The 16,672-nt window shown below is 71.7% G+C and carries 17 protein-coding genes and 1 pseudogene; 5 read left to right on the top strand and 13 right to left on the bottom strand.

All coding sequences use genetic code 11. The annotated features are described in order from the left end of the window. Positions 1-126 precede the first annotated feature (126 nt). Positions 127-1,794, bottom strand: a complete 1,668-nt coding sequence (locus HHX41_RS41520; RefSeq protein ID WP_310742370.1) for a CoA transferase — start codon at positions 1,792-1,794, stop codon at positions 127-129. Positions 1,795-2,101: 307 nt separating this feature from the next. Here HHX41_RS41520 and HHX41_RS38595 point away from each other — a divergent pair, with 307 nt between their 5' ends. The 4 genes from HHX41_RS38595 (at position 2,102) to HHX41_RS38610 (ending at position 6,657) form a co-directional block, all read left to right on the top strand. Then, positions 2,102-2,455, top strand: a complete 354-nt coding sequence (locus HHX41_RS38595; RefSeq protein ID WP_169981926.1) for a YraN family protein — start codon at positions 2,102-2,104, stop codon at positions 2,453-2,455. Between the two features lies 1 nt (position 2,456). Then, complete coding sequence (locus HHX41_RS38600) at positions 2,457-4,013, top strand: YifB family Mg chelatase-like AAA ATPase (RefSeq protein WP_182909894.1); 1,557 nt, start codon at positions 2,457-2,459, stop codon at positions 4,011-4,013. Beyond that, on the top strand, positions 4,013-5,359 hold the full coding sequence (dprA, locus tag HHX41_RS38605; protein ID WP_259401655.1) for a DNA-processing protein DprA: 1,347 nt from the start codon (positions 4,013-4,015) through the stop codon (positions 5,357-5,359). Before HHX41_RS38600 ends, dprA begins: the two co-directional genes overlap by 1 nt. 377 nt (positions 5,360-5,736) lie before the next feature. Beyond that, positions 5,737-6,657: a tyrosine recombinase XerC gene (locus HHX41_RS38610; RefSeq protein WP_182909895.1), complete on the top strand. Its 921-nt coding sequence runs from the start codon at positions 5,737-5,739 to the stop codon at positions 6,655-6,657. A gap of 259 nt (positions 6,658-6,916) precedes the next feature. Here HHX41_RS38610 and HHX41_RS38615 read toward each other — a convergent pair whose 3' ends face one another. The 10 genes and pseudogenes from HHX41_RS38615 to rpsP all read right to left on the bottom strand — a co-directional run bounded on the left by HHX41_RS38615 (position 6,917) and on the right by rpsP (position 13,425). Next, on the bottom strand, positions 6,917-7,618 hold the full coding sequence (locus HHX41_RS38615; protein ID WP_259401656.1) for a M23 family metallopeptidase: 702 nt from the start codon (positions 7,616-7,618) through the stop codon (positions 6,917-6,919). Positions 7,619-7,691: 73 nt separating this feature from the next. Further along, positions 7,692-8,015 (bottom strand): DUF2469 domain-containing protein, encoded by a 324-nt coding sequence (locus HHX41_RS38620; RefSeq protein ID WP_036327164.1) that lies wholly within the window; start codon positions 8,013-8,015, stop codon positions 7,692-7,694. A 54-nt stretch (positions 8,016-8,069) separates the two neighbouring features. Continuing rightward, positions 8,070-8,795, bottom strand: coding sequence for a ribonuclease HII (locus HHX41_RS38625; RefSeq protein ID WP_182909896.1), 726 nt, complete (start codon positions 8,793-8,795; stop codon positions 8,070-8,072). Between the two features lie 78 nt (positions 8,796-8,873). Beyond that, the gene (lepB, locus tag HHX41_RS38630) at positions 8,874-9,578 is read right to left on the bottom strand and encodes a signal peptidase I (RefSeq protein WP_310742371.1); all 705 of its coding nucleotides are present in this window, start codon (positions 9,576-9,578) and stop codon (positions 8,874-8,876) included. 20 nt (positions 9,579-9,598) lie between these two features. Continuing rightward, positions 9,599-10,447 (bottom strand): signal peptidase I, encoded by an 849-nt coding sequence (gene lepB / locus HHX41_RS38635; protein WP_169981930.1) that lies wholly within the window; start codon positions 10,445-10,447, stop codon positions 9,599-9,601. A gap of 108 nt (positions 10,448-10,555) precedes the next feature. Then, positions 10,556-10,921, bottom strand: coding sequence for a 50S ribosomal protein L19 (gene rplS, locus HHX41_RS38640; protein ID WP_169981931.1), 366 nt, complete (start codon positions 10,919-10,921; stop codon positions 10,556-10,558). A 335-nt stretch (positions 10,922-11,256) separates the two neighbouring features. Further along, positions 11,257-12,021: pseudogene (gene trmD, locus HHX41_RS38645) on the bottom strand (tRNA (guanosine(37)-N1)-methyltransferase TrmD); the annotation flags it as partial. Between the two features lie 9 nt (positions 12,022-12,030). Further along, positions 12,031-12,549: a ribosome maturation factor RimM gene (gene rimM, locus HHX41_RS38650; protein ID WP_182909898.1), complete on the bottom strand. Its 519-nt coding sequence runs from the start codon at positions 12,547-12,549 to the stop codon at positions 12,031-12,033. Between the two features lie 176 nt (positions 12,550-12,725). Continuing rightward, positions 12,726-12,968, bottom strand: a complete 243-nt coding sequence (locus HHX41_RS38655) for an RNA-binding protein (protein WP_079320659.1) — start codon at positions 12,966-12,968, stop codon at positions 12,726-12,728. A 1-nt stretch (position 12,969) separates the two neighbouring features. Further along, positions 12,970-13,425, bottom strand: a complete 456-nt coding sequence (gene rpsP, locus HHX41_RS38660; RefSeq protein ID WP_169981934.1) for a 30S ribosomal protein S16 — start codon at positions 13,423-13,425, stop codon at positions 12,970-12,972. A 266-nt stretch (positions 13,426-13,691) separates the two neighbouring features. Here rpsP and HHX41_RS38665 point away from each other — a divergent pair, with 266 nt between their 5' ends. After that, a complete protein-coding gene (locus tag HHX41_RS38665) occupies positions 13,692-14,384 on the top strand; it encodes a DUF4232 domain-containing protein (RefSeq protein ID WP_182909899.1) in 693 nt (230 codons plus the stop codon). A gap of 208 nt (positions 14,385-14,592) precedes the next feature. Here HHX41_RS38665 and ffh read toward each other — a convergent pair whose 3' ends face one another. Beyond that, positions 14,593-16,140, bottom strand: a complete 1,548-nt coding sequence (gene ffh, locus HHX41_RS38670; RefSeq protein ID WP_169981936.1) for a signal recognition particle protein — start codon at positions 16,138-16,140, stop codon at positions 14,593-14,595. Between the two features lie 125 nt (positions 16,141-16,265). Further along, a partial coding sequence (locus tag HHX41_RS38675) for an ATP/GTP-binding protein (protein WP_182909900.1) occupies positions 16,266-16,672 on the bottom strand: 407 nt, incomplete at its 5' end.

Here is a 16,672-nt window from a genome sequence, read left to right on the forward strand (position 1 = left end):
CCTTCAGTTGACCCTTGCCGGATCAGCACCCCGTCTCGTCACCACGCGCCTCGACGGCCACGCGGCTGCCTCCACATCAAGGCGCCGGGATTCCGGAGGCCGACGCTCAGGAGCAGGACTCGGGAATCAGGACTCAGGAGACCGGGGCTTCAGGAGACCCGGGGCCCATGAGGCGGGGTGCTCCCCCTGCCGGGGCGGCGGACTCGTCCAGTGGGGCCGCGCGCCGTCCGCGGCGCCGGGCGGCCTCACATAGGTGAGCGTGCCGAAGTGGCTGTCCATCGTCGCCAGCAGATCGTCCACCGGGGGCTGCCGCACCCCCTCCGCGTCGATCCTGCCGAGCTCGTCGAGCCACGCCGCGGTCCTCGCCAGCGACACCTCGACGTGCCAGGAACCGCCCTCGGCCGCCCTCCTGAGCAGCGCCGCGACCGCGCCGAACGCGGCCAGGTAACCGGTGCCGTGGTCGAGTGCCTGCGCGGGCAGTGGGCTGGGCCGCAGGCCGTCGCCGTTCTCGTGGGCGATTCCGCACGCCATTTGGACGAGGCTGTCGAATCCTCTCCTCGAGGCCCACGGCCCGCGCCCGCCGTACGCGGAGATGTCGACGCAGACGATGCCCGGCCGCAGGGCGGCGAGGTCGTCCGGCCCGAAACCCCTGGCCCGCAGGGCCCCTGGCCGGTACGCCTGCACGACCACGTCAGCCTGGCGGACCAGGTCGCGCAGCCTGTCCGCCTCCGACCGCAGATCGATGTGGCACGACCTCTTGCCGAACGCCGTCTCCACCACGAGCCCCGGCACCTCCGGCAGGTGCGCGGCGCCCACACGCAGCACGTCCGCGCCGTACGCCGCGAGCGCCCGCGCGGCCACCGGTCCGGCGATCACGCGGGTCAGGTCGAGCACCCGTATGCCGCTCAGCGGTCGATGCGGCCCGGCCGGGAGGCCGGTGGCGGGGTCCGCAGGCATCTCCCCGGCCCATGCGCGGCCCTCCGTGGAAGGGCCGGTCCGGCTATGGCCGGTCCCGCCACCGCTCCCGCCGCGGCAGGTTCCGCTGCGATCAGACTCGCTCCGGCCGGTTCCGCTGCGGCCGGCCTCGCTGCCGCCGCTCCCACCGCCGGTTCCGCTGTGGCCGATCTCATCGCGGCCGGTTCCGCCTCCGCGCGGCCGGCCGTCCCCTTCCCCGTCGGGCCGCCGGGAGACGCCGACAAGAGGAAGACCGGCCAGCGCCCGTGCCTGCGGGTGCGCGAGCCACTCCGCCCTGCTCCGCATCGCCGCCGCGCAGCCGCCCGCGCGAATCACGGCTTCCTCGATGTCGACCGCCGCACGGCCGGCACACGCCCTTGCGACGTCCTCCTTGCCCGAACCCGGGGGCAGCCCGAGCGCGCGCACGGCGGCGTCGCGGTGGTGATCGAAGTTGCAATGGAGCCGCACCCAGCCGTCCGATGCGCGGTAGTCCCCCGAGAGCGCGGCCCAGACGTCCATGCCCTTCCCGTCGGTGCGGAAATGCCGCTCGCTCTGGAAGGCCACGGCGGCATGGCGGACATCGATGGTCACGTCCAGGTCATGGTGGGCACCGCGAGACCCTTCCGGGCCACAGAGCCCTTCCTCGTCCTTCCCCTCGGTCCGCACGACAGTTCGCGCGGCGTACGCGGCGACGGCGGCGGTGAGGGCGCCGGCCGAGGCCGCGGCCATCGTGCCGATGGGGAAGACGGACGGCAGCACGGGATCATCTCCGGTGACCCGGACATCCGGCAGGGCGACCCCGGCGCTCGCGCCCAGCTCCCTGATCAGTTTCGCGGTCACTGCCGTCTCCTCACTTCCGATGCCCGGCGGCATGCTCCGTCGAAGCGGAGCCGCCATCCGCCTCCGGGGGACCCGGGCAAGTATTCATGCCCGTCGCAGTCTGCCCGCGGCCGCCCCTCCGCTTCCGCCCCTGGCCTCGCCTGTGGACGGCAAGAGCGCTCTCTCCCTGCTCACCTGCGGCTTTCTCCGCCCGTCCACAGCCACCGACCCGCGTGCCGCGCTTGTCCCCCGCGCTTGTCCACAGAAAGAGGTTCGGTGGCACGGGCGGGAGGCCGCGTCGGCGATCGTCTGCGCCGGAGGTGGTCCCATGGCGGCGAAGGATCGGCTGGGCAGGCAGGGCGAGCAACTCGCCGTGACCTTTCTGACGGCGAAAGGCATGCACGTACTCGACCGCAATTGGCGCTGCGCGGAGGGCGAGATCGACATCGTCGCCCGCGACGGCAACGCGCTGGTGATCGTGGAGGTGAAGACCCGCTCCGGGCGCAGCCACGGCACCGCGTTCGAGGCGGTGACCGGCGCGAAACTGCTGCGCCTGCGGGTGCTGGCCGGCAGATGGCTCGCCACGCGCACCGAGCGCTTCGACACGATACGGATCGACGTGATCGCGATCGAGCGGTTCGCCGGCGACTTCTCTCTCCGGCACGAACGCGGGGTGGTCTGAGATGCCCGTCGCCCGGACGCACTGCGTCGGCCTCGTGGGCGTCACCGGGCGCCTCGTCGAGGTCGAGGCCGATGTCGGCCCCGGCGTCGCCGGAACGCACTTCATCGGGCTTCTCGACACCGCGATCAGCGAAGCCCGGGGCCGTGTGAGATCCGCGCTGATCAACAGCAGGTTCGCCTGGCCGGACGCGCGGGTCACCGTGAGCCTGTCCCCGGCCACGCTGCCCAAGCGGGGGTCGCTCTTCGATCTGGCCATCGCGATCGCGGTGCTCGGCGCGGCCGGCGCCGTGCCCGCGCAGCGGATCGCGGCGCCGATGTTCCTCGGCGAGCTCGGTCTCGACGGGCGGGTCCGTCCGGTCCGGGGCGTGCTGCCGGCCGCGCTCGCCGCCGCCGAGGCGGGGGTGCGCACGGTCGTGGTGCCCGCGCTCAACTCCGCCGAGGCCGCCCTCGTGCCCGACCTCACCGTGGTTCCCGTCGCCACGCTCGGCGAACTGGTGGGATGGCTCCGCTCGGGCGACCTGCACCGGCTTCCGGTCGTGGCGGAAGCCGCCTCACTGTCGCGGGACGCCGAGCACATCGCGCCCGCCGGGGGCCCGCCGGGGCCGGACCTGTGCGATGTGGCCGGGCAGCCGATGGGCCGCAAGGCGCTGGAGGTGTGCGCGGCCGGCGGGCACAACCTGTGGATGCTGGGCCCACCGGGGAGCGGCAAGACCATGCTCGCCGAGCGTCTGCCCACCCTCCTTCCGCCGCTCGACCAGGAGAAGGCGCTTGAGGTGTCCGCCATTCACTCGGTGGCCGGAACGCTTCCGGCGGGGCGCCCGCTGCTCACCCGGCCCCCCTTCATGGCCCCGCACCACAGCGCGACGATGGCGGCCGTCGTCGGCGGTGGAAGCGGAGGCGTCGTGCGGCCCGGAGCGGTGTCGCTCGCGCACCGGGGCGTGCTCTTCCTCGACGAGGCCCCGGAGTTCGCGACCACCGTGCTCGACTCCCTGCGGCAGCCTCTCGAGTCCGGAACGGTGACGATCGCACGGGCTGTCGGCGCGGTCACGTTCCCCGCCCGGTTCACGCTGGTCCTGGCGGCCAATCCGTGTCCGTGTGGCCTGCAGGGAACGGTTGGACACCCCTGCAGGTGCACCCCCGCGGGGCGGCGCCGCTATCTCGACCGGCTCTCGGGTCCGCTGCTGGACCGCGTCGACGTGAAGATGAAGATCGGCCGGGCCACCCGTGCCGAGTTGCTCGCGGACCGGCACTTCGTGGAGACCAGCGCGACCGTGGCCGAGCGGGTGAGACTGGCGCGCGAGCGGGCCGCCAGGCGATTATCCGGCACCCCCTGGCGCACCAACGCCGAGGTGTCCTCGTCCGCGTTGCACCGCGACCTCCGCCTGCCCGACACCGCGATGGCCCCGCTGCACCGGGGCCTCGACGTAGGCACGCTCAGCGCACGTGGCCTGGACCGCGTGCTCCGCGTCTCCTGGACGCTCGCGGATCTCGCCGGGAAAGACCGTCCGGGCCAGACCGAGACTTCGGCGGCCCTCGCACTATGGCTCGGAGTGGACTGATGGAAGCGACCGAATTCCCCGCCGCCGACGACGTGCCGTCCGGCGACGCCCTCGCCCGGGCGGCGGGCACGCCCGGCACGGCCGGGAACGTCGATGGCCCAGCCGGGAACACGACGGACGCGGTTGAGAACGACGACCTGGCCGGGAACATGGATGGCTCGGCCGGGGACGACGCGGGCGGGCCGGGCAGGGCGGAGCGGCTGGCCCGGGTGGCGATCATGCGCATGGCCGAGGCGGGCGACGCGGTGATGGGCCGCTTGATCGCCCGCTACGGTCCGGTGGGCGCGATGCGGCAGGCGAGACGCGGCGTGCTGGATCCCGGCTTCGCGCGCGACGAGAAGGACCGCGCCGACGCTTCCCGGCGCCCTGTCGATCTCGGCCGGCATGCGGCCGCCTGGGCGGCCCGCTACTCCGACCCCGCGGCCGACCTGGCACAAGGCAGGCAGCGAGGAGCGCGGCTCGTCGTCCCGGGTGACTCCGAATGGCCGACTCAGCTCGACGACCTCGGGGACGCCCGGCCGTTCGGCCTGTGGGTGGACGGACGGGCGAACCTGCGGTTCTCCTGCCTGCGCTCGGTGTCCGTCGTCGGGGCCAGGGCCGCGACCGCGTACGGCACGACCGTGGCGGCCGAGTTCGCCATGAGCCTCGGCGGACGTGGGTGGACCGTGATCAGCGGGGGTGCCTACGGGATCGACGGCGCCGCCCACCGGGGCGCACTGGCCTCCGGGACCCCCACGGTCGTCGTGCTCGCCTGCGGGACGGACGTGTGTTATCCCAGCGCCCACGAAGACCTGTTCCGTGCCGTGCGCGAGCAGGGCGCGGTGATCAGCGAGTGGCCGCCGGGCGCTCACCCCACCCGGCTGCGGTTCCTCATCCGCAACCGGGTCATCGCGGCCCTGTCGCGGGGAACCGTTGTCGTCCAGGCGGCCGCGCGCAGCGGTGCGCTCAACACGGCCACTCACGCCTGGGGCCTGAACCGGCATCTGATGGCCGTTCCCGGCCCCATCACCACCGACGTCTCCGCGGGTTGCCACGTCCTGATCCGTCAGGGCAAGGCCGTCTGCGTCACAGCGCCCGAGGAGATCGTCGAACTGGTCGGCTTCATCGGTGACGACCTCGCACCGGAGCGACGCGGACCCGTGCGGCCTCGTGACGGACTGAACGACGAGACCAGGCGTGTGCTCGAAGCGATTCCCGCACGGCGTGCCACGGGTCCCGCCGCGATCGCCGTCGCCGCCGGTGTGGACATCGGAACCGCGCTCGCCTGCCTCGGCGCCCTGGCCGCCGCGGGGTTCGTCGAGAACGTGGACCGGGGGTGGCGGCTGCGGCCCGAAGCACGCGAATGAACCGGCGACACCGCGCCGAAGCGGCCGGCGCTCGGGGATGGACCGGCGGCGCCCGGCGCTCCGGGATCAATCTGCGAGACCGCACGCCGAAGCGACCGATGCCCTGGGACGAACCTCCGGCACCGCGCCGAAGCGGCCCGCCCGGGAACGAGGCCCGTGTATAGCATGCGGGTCGTGGCTGTGTTCCTTCCCCATGGCGTGCGGGAACGAGACGCTCATGCGCATCGGATGCCGCTCGTGGGCAATAGGACCACAAGAGGTGGGACCCGGCCGGTCCGTCGCCGCGGCACCGGGTTACGAGAGTCACCGGGTTACGAGGCGCCCGCGGGCGGCGGCGACCGTGCCCATCGAGCGGGAAACGAGGGGAAGGACGCGCCGTGGCAGCGGGCGAAGGGCAGGGGCTCGGGGAGTTCGACGCCGTCCTGGAGCGGTTCGAGCGGCATCTGCGTCTCGAACGCGACCTGTCACCGCACACGACCAGGGCGTACCTGGGAGACATCTCCTCGCTGATCGCGCACATGAGGGCCGCCGGGCACGAGAACGTGTCCGGTCTCGACGTGGCCGTCCTGCGCGACTGGCTGGGAGACCAGCACCAGGCCGGACGATCGAGGGCGACGCTCGCCCGCCGTTCCGCCTGTGTCCGCGTCTTCACCGCCTTCTGCCACCGGCGGCGGTGGCTGGCGAGTGACCCCGGGTTGCTCCTCGGCACGGCGAAGGCCGAACGCCGGCTGCCGAAGGTGCTGGACCAGACGGAGGCCGAGGCCGTCCTCAGCACGCAGGGACCTGGCGACCCCAGGGACCTGCGCGATCGGGCGATGCTGGAGCTGCTGTACGCGACCGGCATACGGGTGAGCGAGCTGTGCGGCCTCGACGTCGACGACGTGGACCGGGACCGCCGTACGGTCCGCGTGCTAGGGAAGGGACGCAAGGAGCGGACGGTGCCCTTCGGGCTGCCCGCGCTGCACGCCCTGGACGCCTGGTGCGTCCGGGGCAGGCCCCTGTGGGTGCGCGAAGGGAGCGCCCCCGCGCTCTTCCTCGGCGTACGGGGAGGCCGGATCGACCAGGGGACCGTCAGGCGCGTCGTGCACGCCCGTCTGGCGCAGGTCGAGGGGGCACCCGACATGGGCCCGCACGGGCTGCGCCACACCGCCGCCACGCACCTGCTCGAAGGCGGGGCGGACCTACGATCCGTGCAGGAGATGCTCGGGCACGCGTCCCTGGCCACCACACAGATCTACACGCATGTGTCGATCGAGCGGCTGCGGACCGCCTACCGCCAGGCCCATCCCCGCGCCTGACCATCGCGGACGCGTGTCGTCCGTCAGCCCGCCGGGAACCTCCTGCGGCTGCCGGAACCTTTCGCCCGTCAGCCCGAACCGTCACCAGGGGCCGGGCTTCCCCGGCCCCCACGCCCCACCGGTGCTCCAGTGCGCACGCCAGGCGAACCAGGCCCGCCGCGGCCGGAGGCACCCGTGCCCGCGACCGGCCGAAGCGAACGCCGGAACACCGCCGGAACACCGCCGGGGCGCGTCCGGCCGCCCAGGAGGCCGAACCGGCTCACCGTGGAATCGGACGGGCTCCGCCGACGGACCATCGGGGCAGGAGGCGGACCTGCCCCCGGCCGAACAGCAGGAGCGGGTCCAGGTAGAGGCGCCCGCGCAGAAGTCCCCAATGCAGGCAGGAGGCGGCGCAGTGCGCGGCGCCGTCCTCCTCGACGGTGCCGATGACCTGACCGGCCGCGACGACGTCACCTGGCCGGACCAGGGCACGGACCGGCAGGTAGGTGGTGCGCAGGCCACCGGGATGGAAGATCGTCACGACTCCTCGGCCGGCGATCCGCTCGGCCAGGCCGACGGTTCCCGCTCCTGCGGCCATCACCTTCTCCCCGGGCCGTGCGGCCAGGTCCACGCCCCGGTGACCGGCCAGCCACCGCTGCGCGGGCGGATCGAAGCGCCTGATCGGACGTGCGCGCCCGGAAAGCGGCCACCGCCACTCGGGCGCCTCATGCTGCCCGGTCCTGCCCGGCGCGCCGGGCGTGACCTGCAGGGCCGGGGCGTCCTGCAGGTCCGGCATGACCGGCTGCGTGACGCCACGAGGCCGGGCCGCCGCGGCCTCCTCGGTCCCGCGCGCTCTCGCCTTCCCGACGGCCGCGTGAGGCCCCATGAGGACCGGGGCGGCGACCGGCACGAGGGCATCGCGGGGACGCGTGAGGGCCACGGTCAGCATGGACAGCACGAGCACGTACGCGACGAGACGCATGCCGCGACGATGACGCCCCGCAGGCCTGCACAGAGCGGCCGAACGCCGTTCTGGGGACAGGCCCCGGGCATGGTCAGCTCGAGAAGCCCTCCTTGGGCATCTCGAGGTCGGGCTTGGCCAGTTCCTCGATGTTGACGTCCTTGAAGGTCACAACCCGAACGTTCTTCACGAAACGGGCAGGGCGGTACATGTCCCAGACCCAGGCGTCCTGCATCTTCACATCGAAGAAGACGTCACCGTTCTCGGCGGTGCGCACGTCGAGATCGACGGAGTTGGTGAGATAGAAGCGCCGCTCGGTCTCGACCACGTAGGTGAACAGGCCGACCACGTCGCGGTACTCCCGGTAGAGCTGCAGCTCCATCTCGGTCTCGTACTTTTCGAGATCTTCCGCGCTCATCCCGGTCCTCCTCTTCCACGCCCCGTCGAGATCCCCCGCAGGCACCCGCCCCGTTCAGACGACACCGGCCCCGACCTCATTCTCGCGCATGTCCTCATCCTGCCCCGTCCACAGGCCCTCGGCCGGGATCCGTGTCCCACGAGTCACCCTGGCCACCGTCACGAACGAGAACCGATGGTGGGGGCTCGGGCCGTGCCGGGCCAGGGCCCGCCGGTGGCCGGGAGTCACGTACCCCTTGTGCAGGGCGAAGCCGTACTGCGGATAGATCTCGTCGAGGCCGTACATCAGCCGGTCCCTCGTCACCTTCGCCACGATCGAGGCCGCCGCCACACACGCGGCGACCTGGTCGCCCTTCCACACCGCCAGCGACGGCGCGGGCAGCCCCGCCACCGGGAAACCGTCCACGAGGACGTAACCGGGGACGAGACCCAGCCCGGCGACGGCCCGCCGCATCCCCGCGACGTTGCACTTGTGCAGGCCGCGCGCGTCGATCTCCTCGGGAGGGATCACGACCACGTTCACGGCCCGGGCGGTCGCCGTGATCCGCTCGTAGAGGCGTTCACGGACGGCCTCGGTCAGGAGCTTGGAATCGCTCAGTCCGTCGATCTCCCGCCCCAGCACCACCGCGGCTACTACCAGGGGTCCGGCGCAGGCGCCACGCCCGGCCTCGTCCACCCCGGCGACCGGCGTGAACCCCCGCCGGGCCAGGGCCCGCTCGTAGCCGTAAAGTCCGGAGTCCCGTCGTACGACACTCGGGCGCGGGCGATAGACAGCTGTCATGACGACTAGCAGATTACGCCCCATTCAGGACCGGCGATACGGCCGGAACCGTCATCGGCGGCAAAGCCGCAGGTGAGATCAGCGTACGGCGGAGAAAGTCTCGGGCCGGGACAGGAACGAGATCCGGTTCAGCGGCCAGTAGCGCAGGAACGCCCGTCCGATCACGTCGTCCTCGGAGACCGTGCCCTGATGCCCGTCCTCCATGTTGGAGCGCGAGTCCGCCGAGTTGTTCCGGTGGTCGCCCATCAGCCACAACCGCCCCTTGGGGACCTTGACGTCGAACTCGCGGCCGGAGGGATAGACCCCCGGGTAGAGGTACTTGTTCTCCTCGTCCAGCGGCGTCCCGTTCACCGTGATGCGGCGCTTGGCGTCGCAGCACTTCACGTGGTCGCCGCCGACGCCGATCACCCGTTTGATCGTGTCCTCGCCGTCCCAGCCCTTGAAGACCACGATGTCGCCGCGCTCCACGGGGCCGAGCTTGTACGCCAGCTTGTTGACCACCACGTAGTCGTCCACCAGGAGCGTGTTCTGCATCGACTCCGACGGGATGTAGAACGACTGCAGCAGGAAGGCGTGGACCAGCAGGGCGACGACGACCCCGCCGAGCACGTACAGGAGGGTCTCCAGAAGGCCGGAGCCCTTCTTCTTCGCGGGCCGGCCCTTCTCGTCGCCGGTGGTCCGCTCGTCTTCTCCCCCGGCCCGCACCGCCGCCGCCTCCGGAACGCGGTCCGCCGCCCCGGCCGGCCCTGCGGTTCCTAAGCGACTCTCGTCGGCGTCTCCCACGGCTGTCTCCTCCGGCTCTGTCACGTCCGCCTCGCCAGCCGCCTGCGCAGGGCCACCAGCGGCACGGCCCCCGCGAGGCCCGCGACGAACGGCGCCGCCCCGAGGGCCGCCTGGAGCGCCGGCTGCGCGAACGTCTCCGGAATCGGCAGGATCTTGGCCCGGTCGAACGGCCAGACGATGACGAAGGCACGGCCGATCACCTTGTCGGCGGGGATGGTGCCGCCACCCGGGTCACCCATGTGCAGGCGGGAGTCCCAGGAGACCGAGCGGTGGTCGCCCATCACCCACAGACGGTCCGGCGGGACGGTGACCTCGAACTCGCGCCCGGACGGCTCGTCACCGGGATACAGGTACGACTTCTCCTCCAGCGGCACGCCGTTCACCGTGACCCGGCCCTGCTTGTCGCAGCACTTGACCTTGTCGCCCGGCACGCCGATGACGCGCTTGATGTAGTCCTTCTCCCCCGGCACGACCCCGAACGCGTTGCCGAGCCAGCGCAGCCCCGCCGCGATGGGGTTGGACGGCTCCTCGAGCTTCACCTCGGGGTCCCAGGAGTCCACCCCGGAGAACACGACGATGTCACCGCGCTCGATGTCGCGTACGTGGTAGACCAGCTTGTTCACCAGCACGCGGTCGTTGATGAGGAGCGTGTTCTCCATCGACTCGGACGGGATGTAGAACGCCTGGACCACAAAAGACTTGATCAGCAGGGCCAGGGCGAGGGCGACCACGATCAGAACGGGCAACTCCCGCCAGAACGAGCCTTTTTTCTTCCCGTCCTCGGCGTTCTGCTTGACGTCTTCGGCGACCACGTCCACCCCGTCCTCGGCAGGGCGGCGCGTGCCCGGCCCCTGTCCCTCGCTAGCCATCGCTGCTGAGCCTAGATGATGTCCACGACGGCGAGCGTCGGGGACACCGCATCACCGGCAAAAAGAAAGTGGCCCGCGCCTGGGGCACGGACCACGATCTTCAAAGCCTTACTTGCCGGCCGGCTGCGCCTCGCGCTTCTCGCGGATGCGCGCGGCCTTCCCGCGCAGGTCACGCATGTAGTACAGCTTGGCCCGGCGGACGTCGCCGCGGGTGAGCACGTTGATCTTCTCGATCACGGGGCTGTGAACCGGGAAGGTGCGCTCGACGCCGACGCCGTAGCTGACCTTGCGGACCGTGAACGTCTCACGGATGCCACCGCCCTGGCGGCGCAGGACGAAGCCCTTGAACACCTGGATGCGGGACCGGTTGCCCTCGACGACGCGGACGTGGACCTCCAGCGTGTCACCCGGGCGGAAAGCCGGTACGTCGCTGCGAAGGGCAGCCTTCTCGATCTCCTGGATCTGCGTGTGCATGGCGTCGGTTCCTCATTGACATGGGCACACGGAGGTCCACCCGGCCGGGCCGGAGGCTCGGCGACGAGGGGGACACGCGTGCTTGGCTTGATACGTCTTGTCTGCCGCGTCCAGACCGGGACGCACCCGGCCATGCCGAAGTAGGCAGCAGCGATTCAGTCTGCCATACCTTCCGGCCCTGCGCGAAACGCAGTGCCGGATTCGGCGGCGGAACGGCACCCCTCAAGGCGCCCTTCAAGGCGCTCCTCACGACGTTCCTCACGAGGTTCCTCAGGGCGCTCTTCGCCGCACTTCCCACGGCGCTCCTCAGGGCGCTCCTCAGGGCGCTCCTCGAACTCCTCGATGACGCGCCGGTCGTGCTTGTCGAGGCCGTCCCGGTCGAGCCGGGCGGCCAGTTCCGGCCTCCTGGCCAGCGTGCGCCGCAGGGCCTCGTCGCGCCGCCAGCGGGCGATCCTGCCGTGATGGCCCGACAGCAGGATCTCCGGCACCTCGTGCCCCCGCCAGACGGGCGGCTTGGTGTAGACGGGGCCTTCCAGCAGGTTGGCCATGGCACCGGGCGCGAAGGAGTCGTCGGCGACGGAGCGCGCGTTGCCGAGGACCCCCGGCAGCAGCCTCCCCACGGCCTCGACCATCACCAGCACGGCCGCCTCTCCCCCGGCTAACACGTAGTCGCCGATGCTCACCTCGTCGGCGCGCAGACGCTCGCCGTACTCGGCGACGACGCGGGAGTCGATGCCCTCGTAGCGGGCCGGGGCGAACAGCAGCCACGGCTCTTCGGCGTACTCCAACGCCACTTTCTGCGTGAACGGCCGGCCGCTCGGCGTGGGCACGATCAGCCGGGGCAGCGCGTCCTCCCCGGAGGCGGCTCGCCCGTTCTCGATCACCGCGTCGAGGGCCTCACCCCAGACCTCCGGCTTCATCACCATGCCGGGGCCCCCGCCGTACGGCGTGTCGTCCACGGTCTTGTGGACGTCCCGCGTCCAGTCCCGAAGCTGGTGGAGGTGGATGTCGAGGATGCCGCGCTCCCGGGCCTTGCCCATGAGGGACACGTCGAGCGGGGCGAAGTACTCCGGGAAGATCGAGACGATGTCGACGCGCATGTGCGGCCCCTACTCCGCCTCTGCGGCGTCGAGCAGGCCGGGCGGTGCGTCGACGACGAGGATTCCCTTGCCGAGGTCGACCTCGGGCACGAGCGCCTTGACGAACGGGACGTACGCCTCGTCACGGGACGGACGGGCCACCACGAGCAGGTCCTGTCCGTGGTGGAGGACGTCGCTGACCTCGCCGACCCGCTCCCCCTCGGTGGTGACCACCGTGAGGCCGATCAGTTCGTGGTCGTGGAACTCGTCGGGGTCCTCGATCGGCGGCAGGTCCGCGGAGTCCACGACGAGCAGCGTGCCGCGCAGCGCCTCCGCGGCGTCCCTGCCCTCCACACCGGCCAGGGTCAGCAGCAGGATCCCCTTGTGCCACCGGGCCCGCTCCACGGTCAGCGGCCCGGCCGAGACCGGGTCGGTGGCCAGCGTCGCCCCGGGGGCGAAGCGCAGATCCGGCTCGTCGGTGCGCACCTCGACCGTGACCTCGCCCCGCACGCCGTGCGGGCGGCCGATCCTGCCCACGACTAGCTGCACTTGTCGCCTACCTCCGCTACCGCTTTATCGCGACTTCTACGCGACTTCTCCGCGACGGTTCGGACGCCACCGTCCGAACCGCCTGTCCCCGCGAACCGCCCGGATGAGACCGATCCTGAGCCGGAAAACACGCCGGGGGACCCCTGTGCGGGGTCCCCCGGACGCGTCAGTTCGGCTCAGCGCGCCTCTTCCAGGTCGACCAGGTCGATCCGCACGTACTTGCCGTTCGACAACGCGTTGACGACGGTGCGCAACGCCTTGGCCGTACGGCCGCCACGGCCGATGACCTTGCCGAGGTCGTCGGGATGAACCCGGACCTCGAGAACGCGCCCGGTGCGGATGCGCCGCGCGCGGACCCGGACGTCGTCCGGATGCTCGACGATGCCCTTGACCAGGTGCTCGAGGGCCTCCTCGAGCACCTCAGGCCTCGCCTTCCGGCTTCTCCTCCGCGGCCGGGGCCTCGGCGGTCTCTTCGGCCTTCACGGTCTTCTTGGCCTTCTTCGGCGTGGTCGCGGCGGCGCCGGTGTCACCCGAGAGCGACTCCTTGGCGGCGGCCTCGTACGCGGCGTGCCGGTCGGGCTTGGGCTCGGCGACCTGGAGCGGCGTGGCGGGGGCGGGCTCGCCCTTGAACTTCTGCCAGTCGCCGGTCAGCTTGAAGATCTTCAGAACCGGGTCGGTCGGCTGCGCGCCGACGCCCAGCCAGTACTGCACCCGCTCGGAGTTCACCTCGATGCGCGAGGGGTTCTCCTTCGGGTGGTACAGGCCGATCTCCTCGATGGCACGGCCGTCCCGCTTGTTCCGGGCGTCGGCGACGACGATGCGGTACTGCGGGTTGCGGATCATTCCGAGCCGCTTGAGCTTGATCTTGACTGCCACGGGTGTGGTCTCTCCTGCATTAGAGCGTGGGTGAGCGGTGTCTCATCGAGTGGGGCACGACGGGAGCCCGCCCGAGGGACAGGCGCGACCGGCGGGGGTGAGAGGGCACCCGCCTGGTCACGATGTTCCAGCCTGACATTCTGCCAGATGATTCCCCATGCTCCGCCAAGGACGGTTCCACCGCCGCCCTGATTTCGGCACGGATGTGCCCATGTCTCCGGAACGGGCATGCGAACTGATCGCGCTGGTGAGCCGTCCAACCGGACATGCGAGTCACCACGAGCAGGACCCTGGCGGCGGGGGCGGCGGCCCTCGCCCTGCTGGCCACCGGCTGCGCGACGAGCGCCGCGCGCTCCGCGGCCGCCGCGCACCCCGTCACACAGACGCCCCCGCGACCGGCAGCACAGACGGCACCGCACACGACACCACAGACGACACGGCACGCCACAGCGGCCACACCGGACACCGCCGCGGACGCGGGACGGGCCACCGCGGCGGGCGCGGCATCGGTCCGGTACGGCGCAGCCGCACGCACCGCGGGTGCCGCCCCGGCGCGGTGCCGTACGACCGGCTTGCGGGCCAGGGTGGGACGGCAGGACCCGGCGGCGGGCAACCGCTACGCGCCGCTGGTGCTGACCAACACCTCGGCGAAGACCTGCTGGGTGTACGGCTTCGTCGGGCTCGTCCTCATCGACGGCCGGGGCGACGTGCTGCGGACGCGCACCCGCCGCGAGAGCGTCACCCCGCATCGGGTCACGCTGCGCCCCGGGGCCAGCGCGCATGCCCGGCTCCACTGGACGGTGGTGCCGAGCGGGCACGAGACCCGCTGCCCCGCCTCGGCCCGGTTGATGATCATCCCGCCGGACGAGGTGGCGCACCTTGAGGTCCCGTTCAGCGCGACGGTGTGCGACGACGGCAGGATCGACGCCAGGCCGATGGCCCCGGGCGCGAGCCTCTGACGCACCGCGCCAGCCTCTGAGGGGCACCGCGCGAGCCTCTGAGGGCACTTCGCGAGCCTTCGACAGGCACCGCGCCGGCCTCCGACGGCCCTGCGCCGGCCTGCCGACGACACTGCGCGTGCCCCTGACGCAGGCACTGCGCGCGGGCCGGCGGTGACGCGGGACCCGCCGGCCGGGAACGGCGGGCGGGTCCGGCTGCCGGGGTCCGTCAGTTCTGGCCGGGCAGCTTCAGCTTCGACGGGTCGAAGCCGGGCGGCAGCTCCAGGCCGGGGGGCAGCTGGCCGCCGCCGAGGTTGCCGAGCATGCCCTTGGGCAGCTTCGGGGCGTCCTGCGACGACGCGTTCGCGCCGGCCTTGCCGAGCGCGGCCTTGCGCGGGTCGCCGCTGACGCGACGGCCCTTCTTGGGCTTCTGCGCCTTCTGCTTGCGCCCGCCGGGCATGCCCGGGATACCCATGCCCTGGGTCACCCGCTTCATCATCTTCTGCGCCTCGAAGAAGCGGACCACCAGGTTGTTCACCTCGGTGACCGTGACGCCCGATCCCTTGGCGATGCGCGCCCGCCGCGAGCCGTTGATGATCTTCGGGTCCTGGCGCTCGCCGGGGGTCATCGAGCGGATGATCGCCGCGATGCGGTCCAGGTCGCGGTCGTCGACCTGGTTGAGCTGGTCGCGCATCTGCCCCATGCCCGGCATCATCCCGAGCAGGTTCTTGATGGGCCCCATCCGGCGGACCATCATCATCTGCTCGAGGAAGTCCTCCAGCGTGAAGCCGTCACCGGAGACGAGCTTGCCCGCCATCTTGGCGGCCTCCTGCTCGTCGAACGTCTTCTGCGCCTGCTCGATCAGGGTGAGGATGTCACCCATGTCGAGGATCCGGCCCGCCATGCGGTCGGGGTGGAAGGCGTCGAAGTCCTCGAGCTTCTCGCCGGTGCTGGCGAACATGATGGGCCGGCCGGTGACGTGCCGCACCGACAGGGCGGCGCCACCGCGGGCGTCGCCGTCGAGCTTGGTCAGCACCACGCCGTCGAAGCCGACGCCGTCCATGAACGCGCGGGCCGTGCTGACCGCGTCCTGGCCGATCATGGCGTCGAGGACGAACAGGACCTCGTCGGGGGTGACCGCGTCGCGGATGTCGGCGGCCTGCTTCATCAGCTCCTGGTCGATGCCGAGGCGGCCGGCGGTGTCGACGATGACCACGTCGTGCTGCTGGCGGCGCGCGTGGTCCACGGACTGCCGGGCCACCGCGACGGGGTCGCCCACGCCGTTGCCCGGCTCGGGGGCGTACACCGCCACCCCGGCCCGCTCGGCCATGACGGCGAGCTGCTGCACCGCGTTGGGCCGCTGCAGGTCGCAGGCCACGAGCAGCGGGGCGTGCCCCTGGTCGCGCAGCCACCTGGCGAGCTTGCCGGCCAGGGTCGTCTTACCCGAACCCTGAAGACCGGCCAGCATGATGACGGTCGGCGGGGTCTTGGCGTAGCGCAGCCGCCGCGTCTCGCCGCCCAGCACCTCGATGAGCTCGTCGTTGACGATCTTCACGACCTGCTGCGCGGGGTTCAGCGCCTGGGAGACCTCGGCGCCGCGGGCCCGCTCCTTGACCCGGGACACGAAGTCCTTCACGACCGGCAGCGCTACGTCCGCCTCGAGCAGCGCGATGCGGATCTCGCGGCAGGTCGCGTCGATGTCGGCGTCGGAAAGCCTGCCTTTGGACCGAAGGGAGGAGAAGACCGAAGTCAGCCGGTCGGAAAGCGTCTCGAACACGTGTTTGGCCAGCCTCGAAGCGAGTGGACGGGTCGGTGGACAGTCAGTCTCCCCAGACTATCCGCCCGCGCGGCTTTCACGCCCGCGCCGCGGTGGTGAGATCCCGGAGGAACCGGGCCGTCCCCTCACCGGATCGCGCCCACATGGGACGACAGCGCGTGCTCGACGAGCGTGATCAGGGTGCTCTTGACCGATTCCCGGTCCCGGGCGTCGGTGCGGACGATCGGGACGCGTGGCGACAGCGTGAGGGCGTCGCGGAGCTCGTCCTCGCTGTGGGTGTACTCCCCGTTGAAGCCGTTGACGCCGACGACGAAGGGCAGGCGGGCCTCCTCGAAGTAGTCGACCGCGGGGAAGCTGTCGGCCAGCCGCCGGGTGTCGACCAGCACCACCGCACCGATCGCCCCACGCACCAGGTCATCCCACATGAACCAGAACCGATGCTGACCCGGCGTACCGAACAGATACAAAATCAGATCCCGGTCCAGCGACACCCGCCCGAAATCCATCGCCACCGTCGTCGTGGTCTTGTGCG

The sequence above is a fragment of the Microbispora sp. H13382 genome, from assembly GCF_014161445.1.
In the GTDB taxonomy this organism is placed as follows: Bacteria; Actinomycetota; Actinomycetes; order Streptosporangiales; family Streptosporangiaceae; genus Microbispora.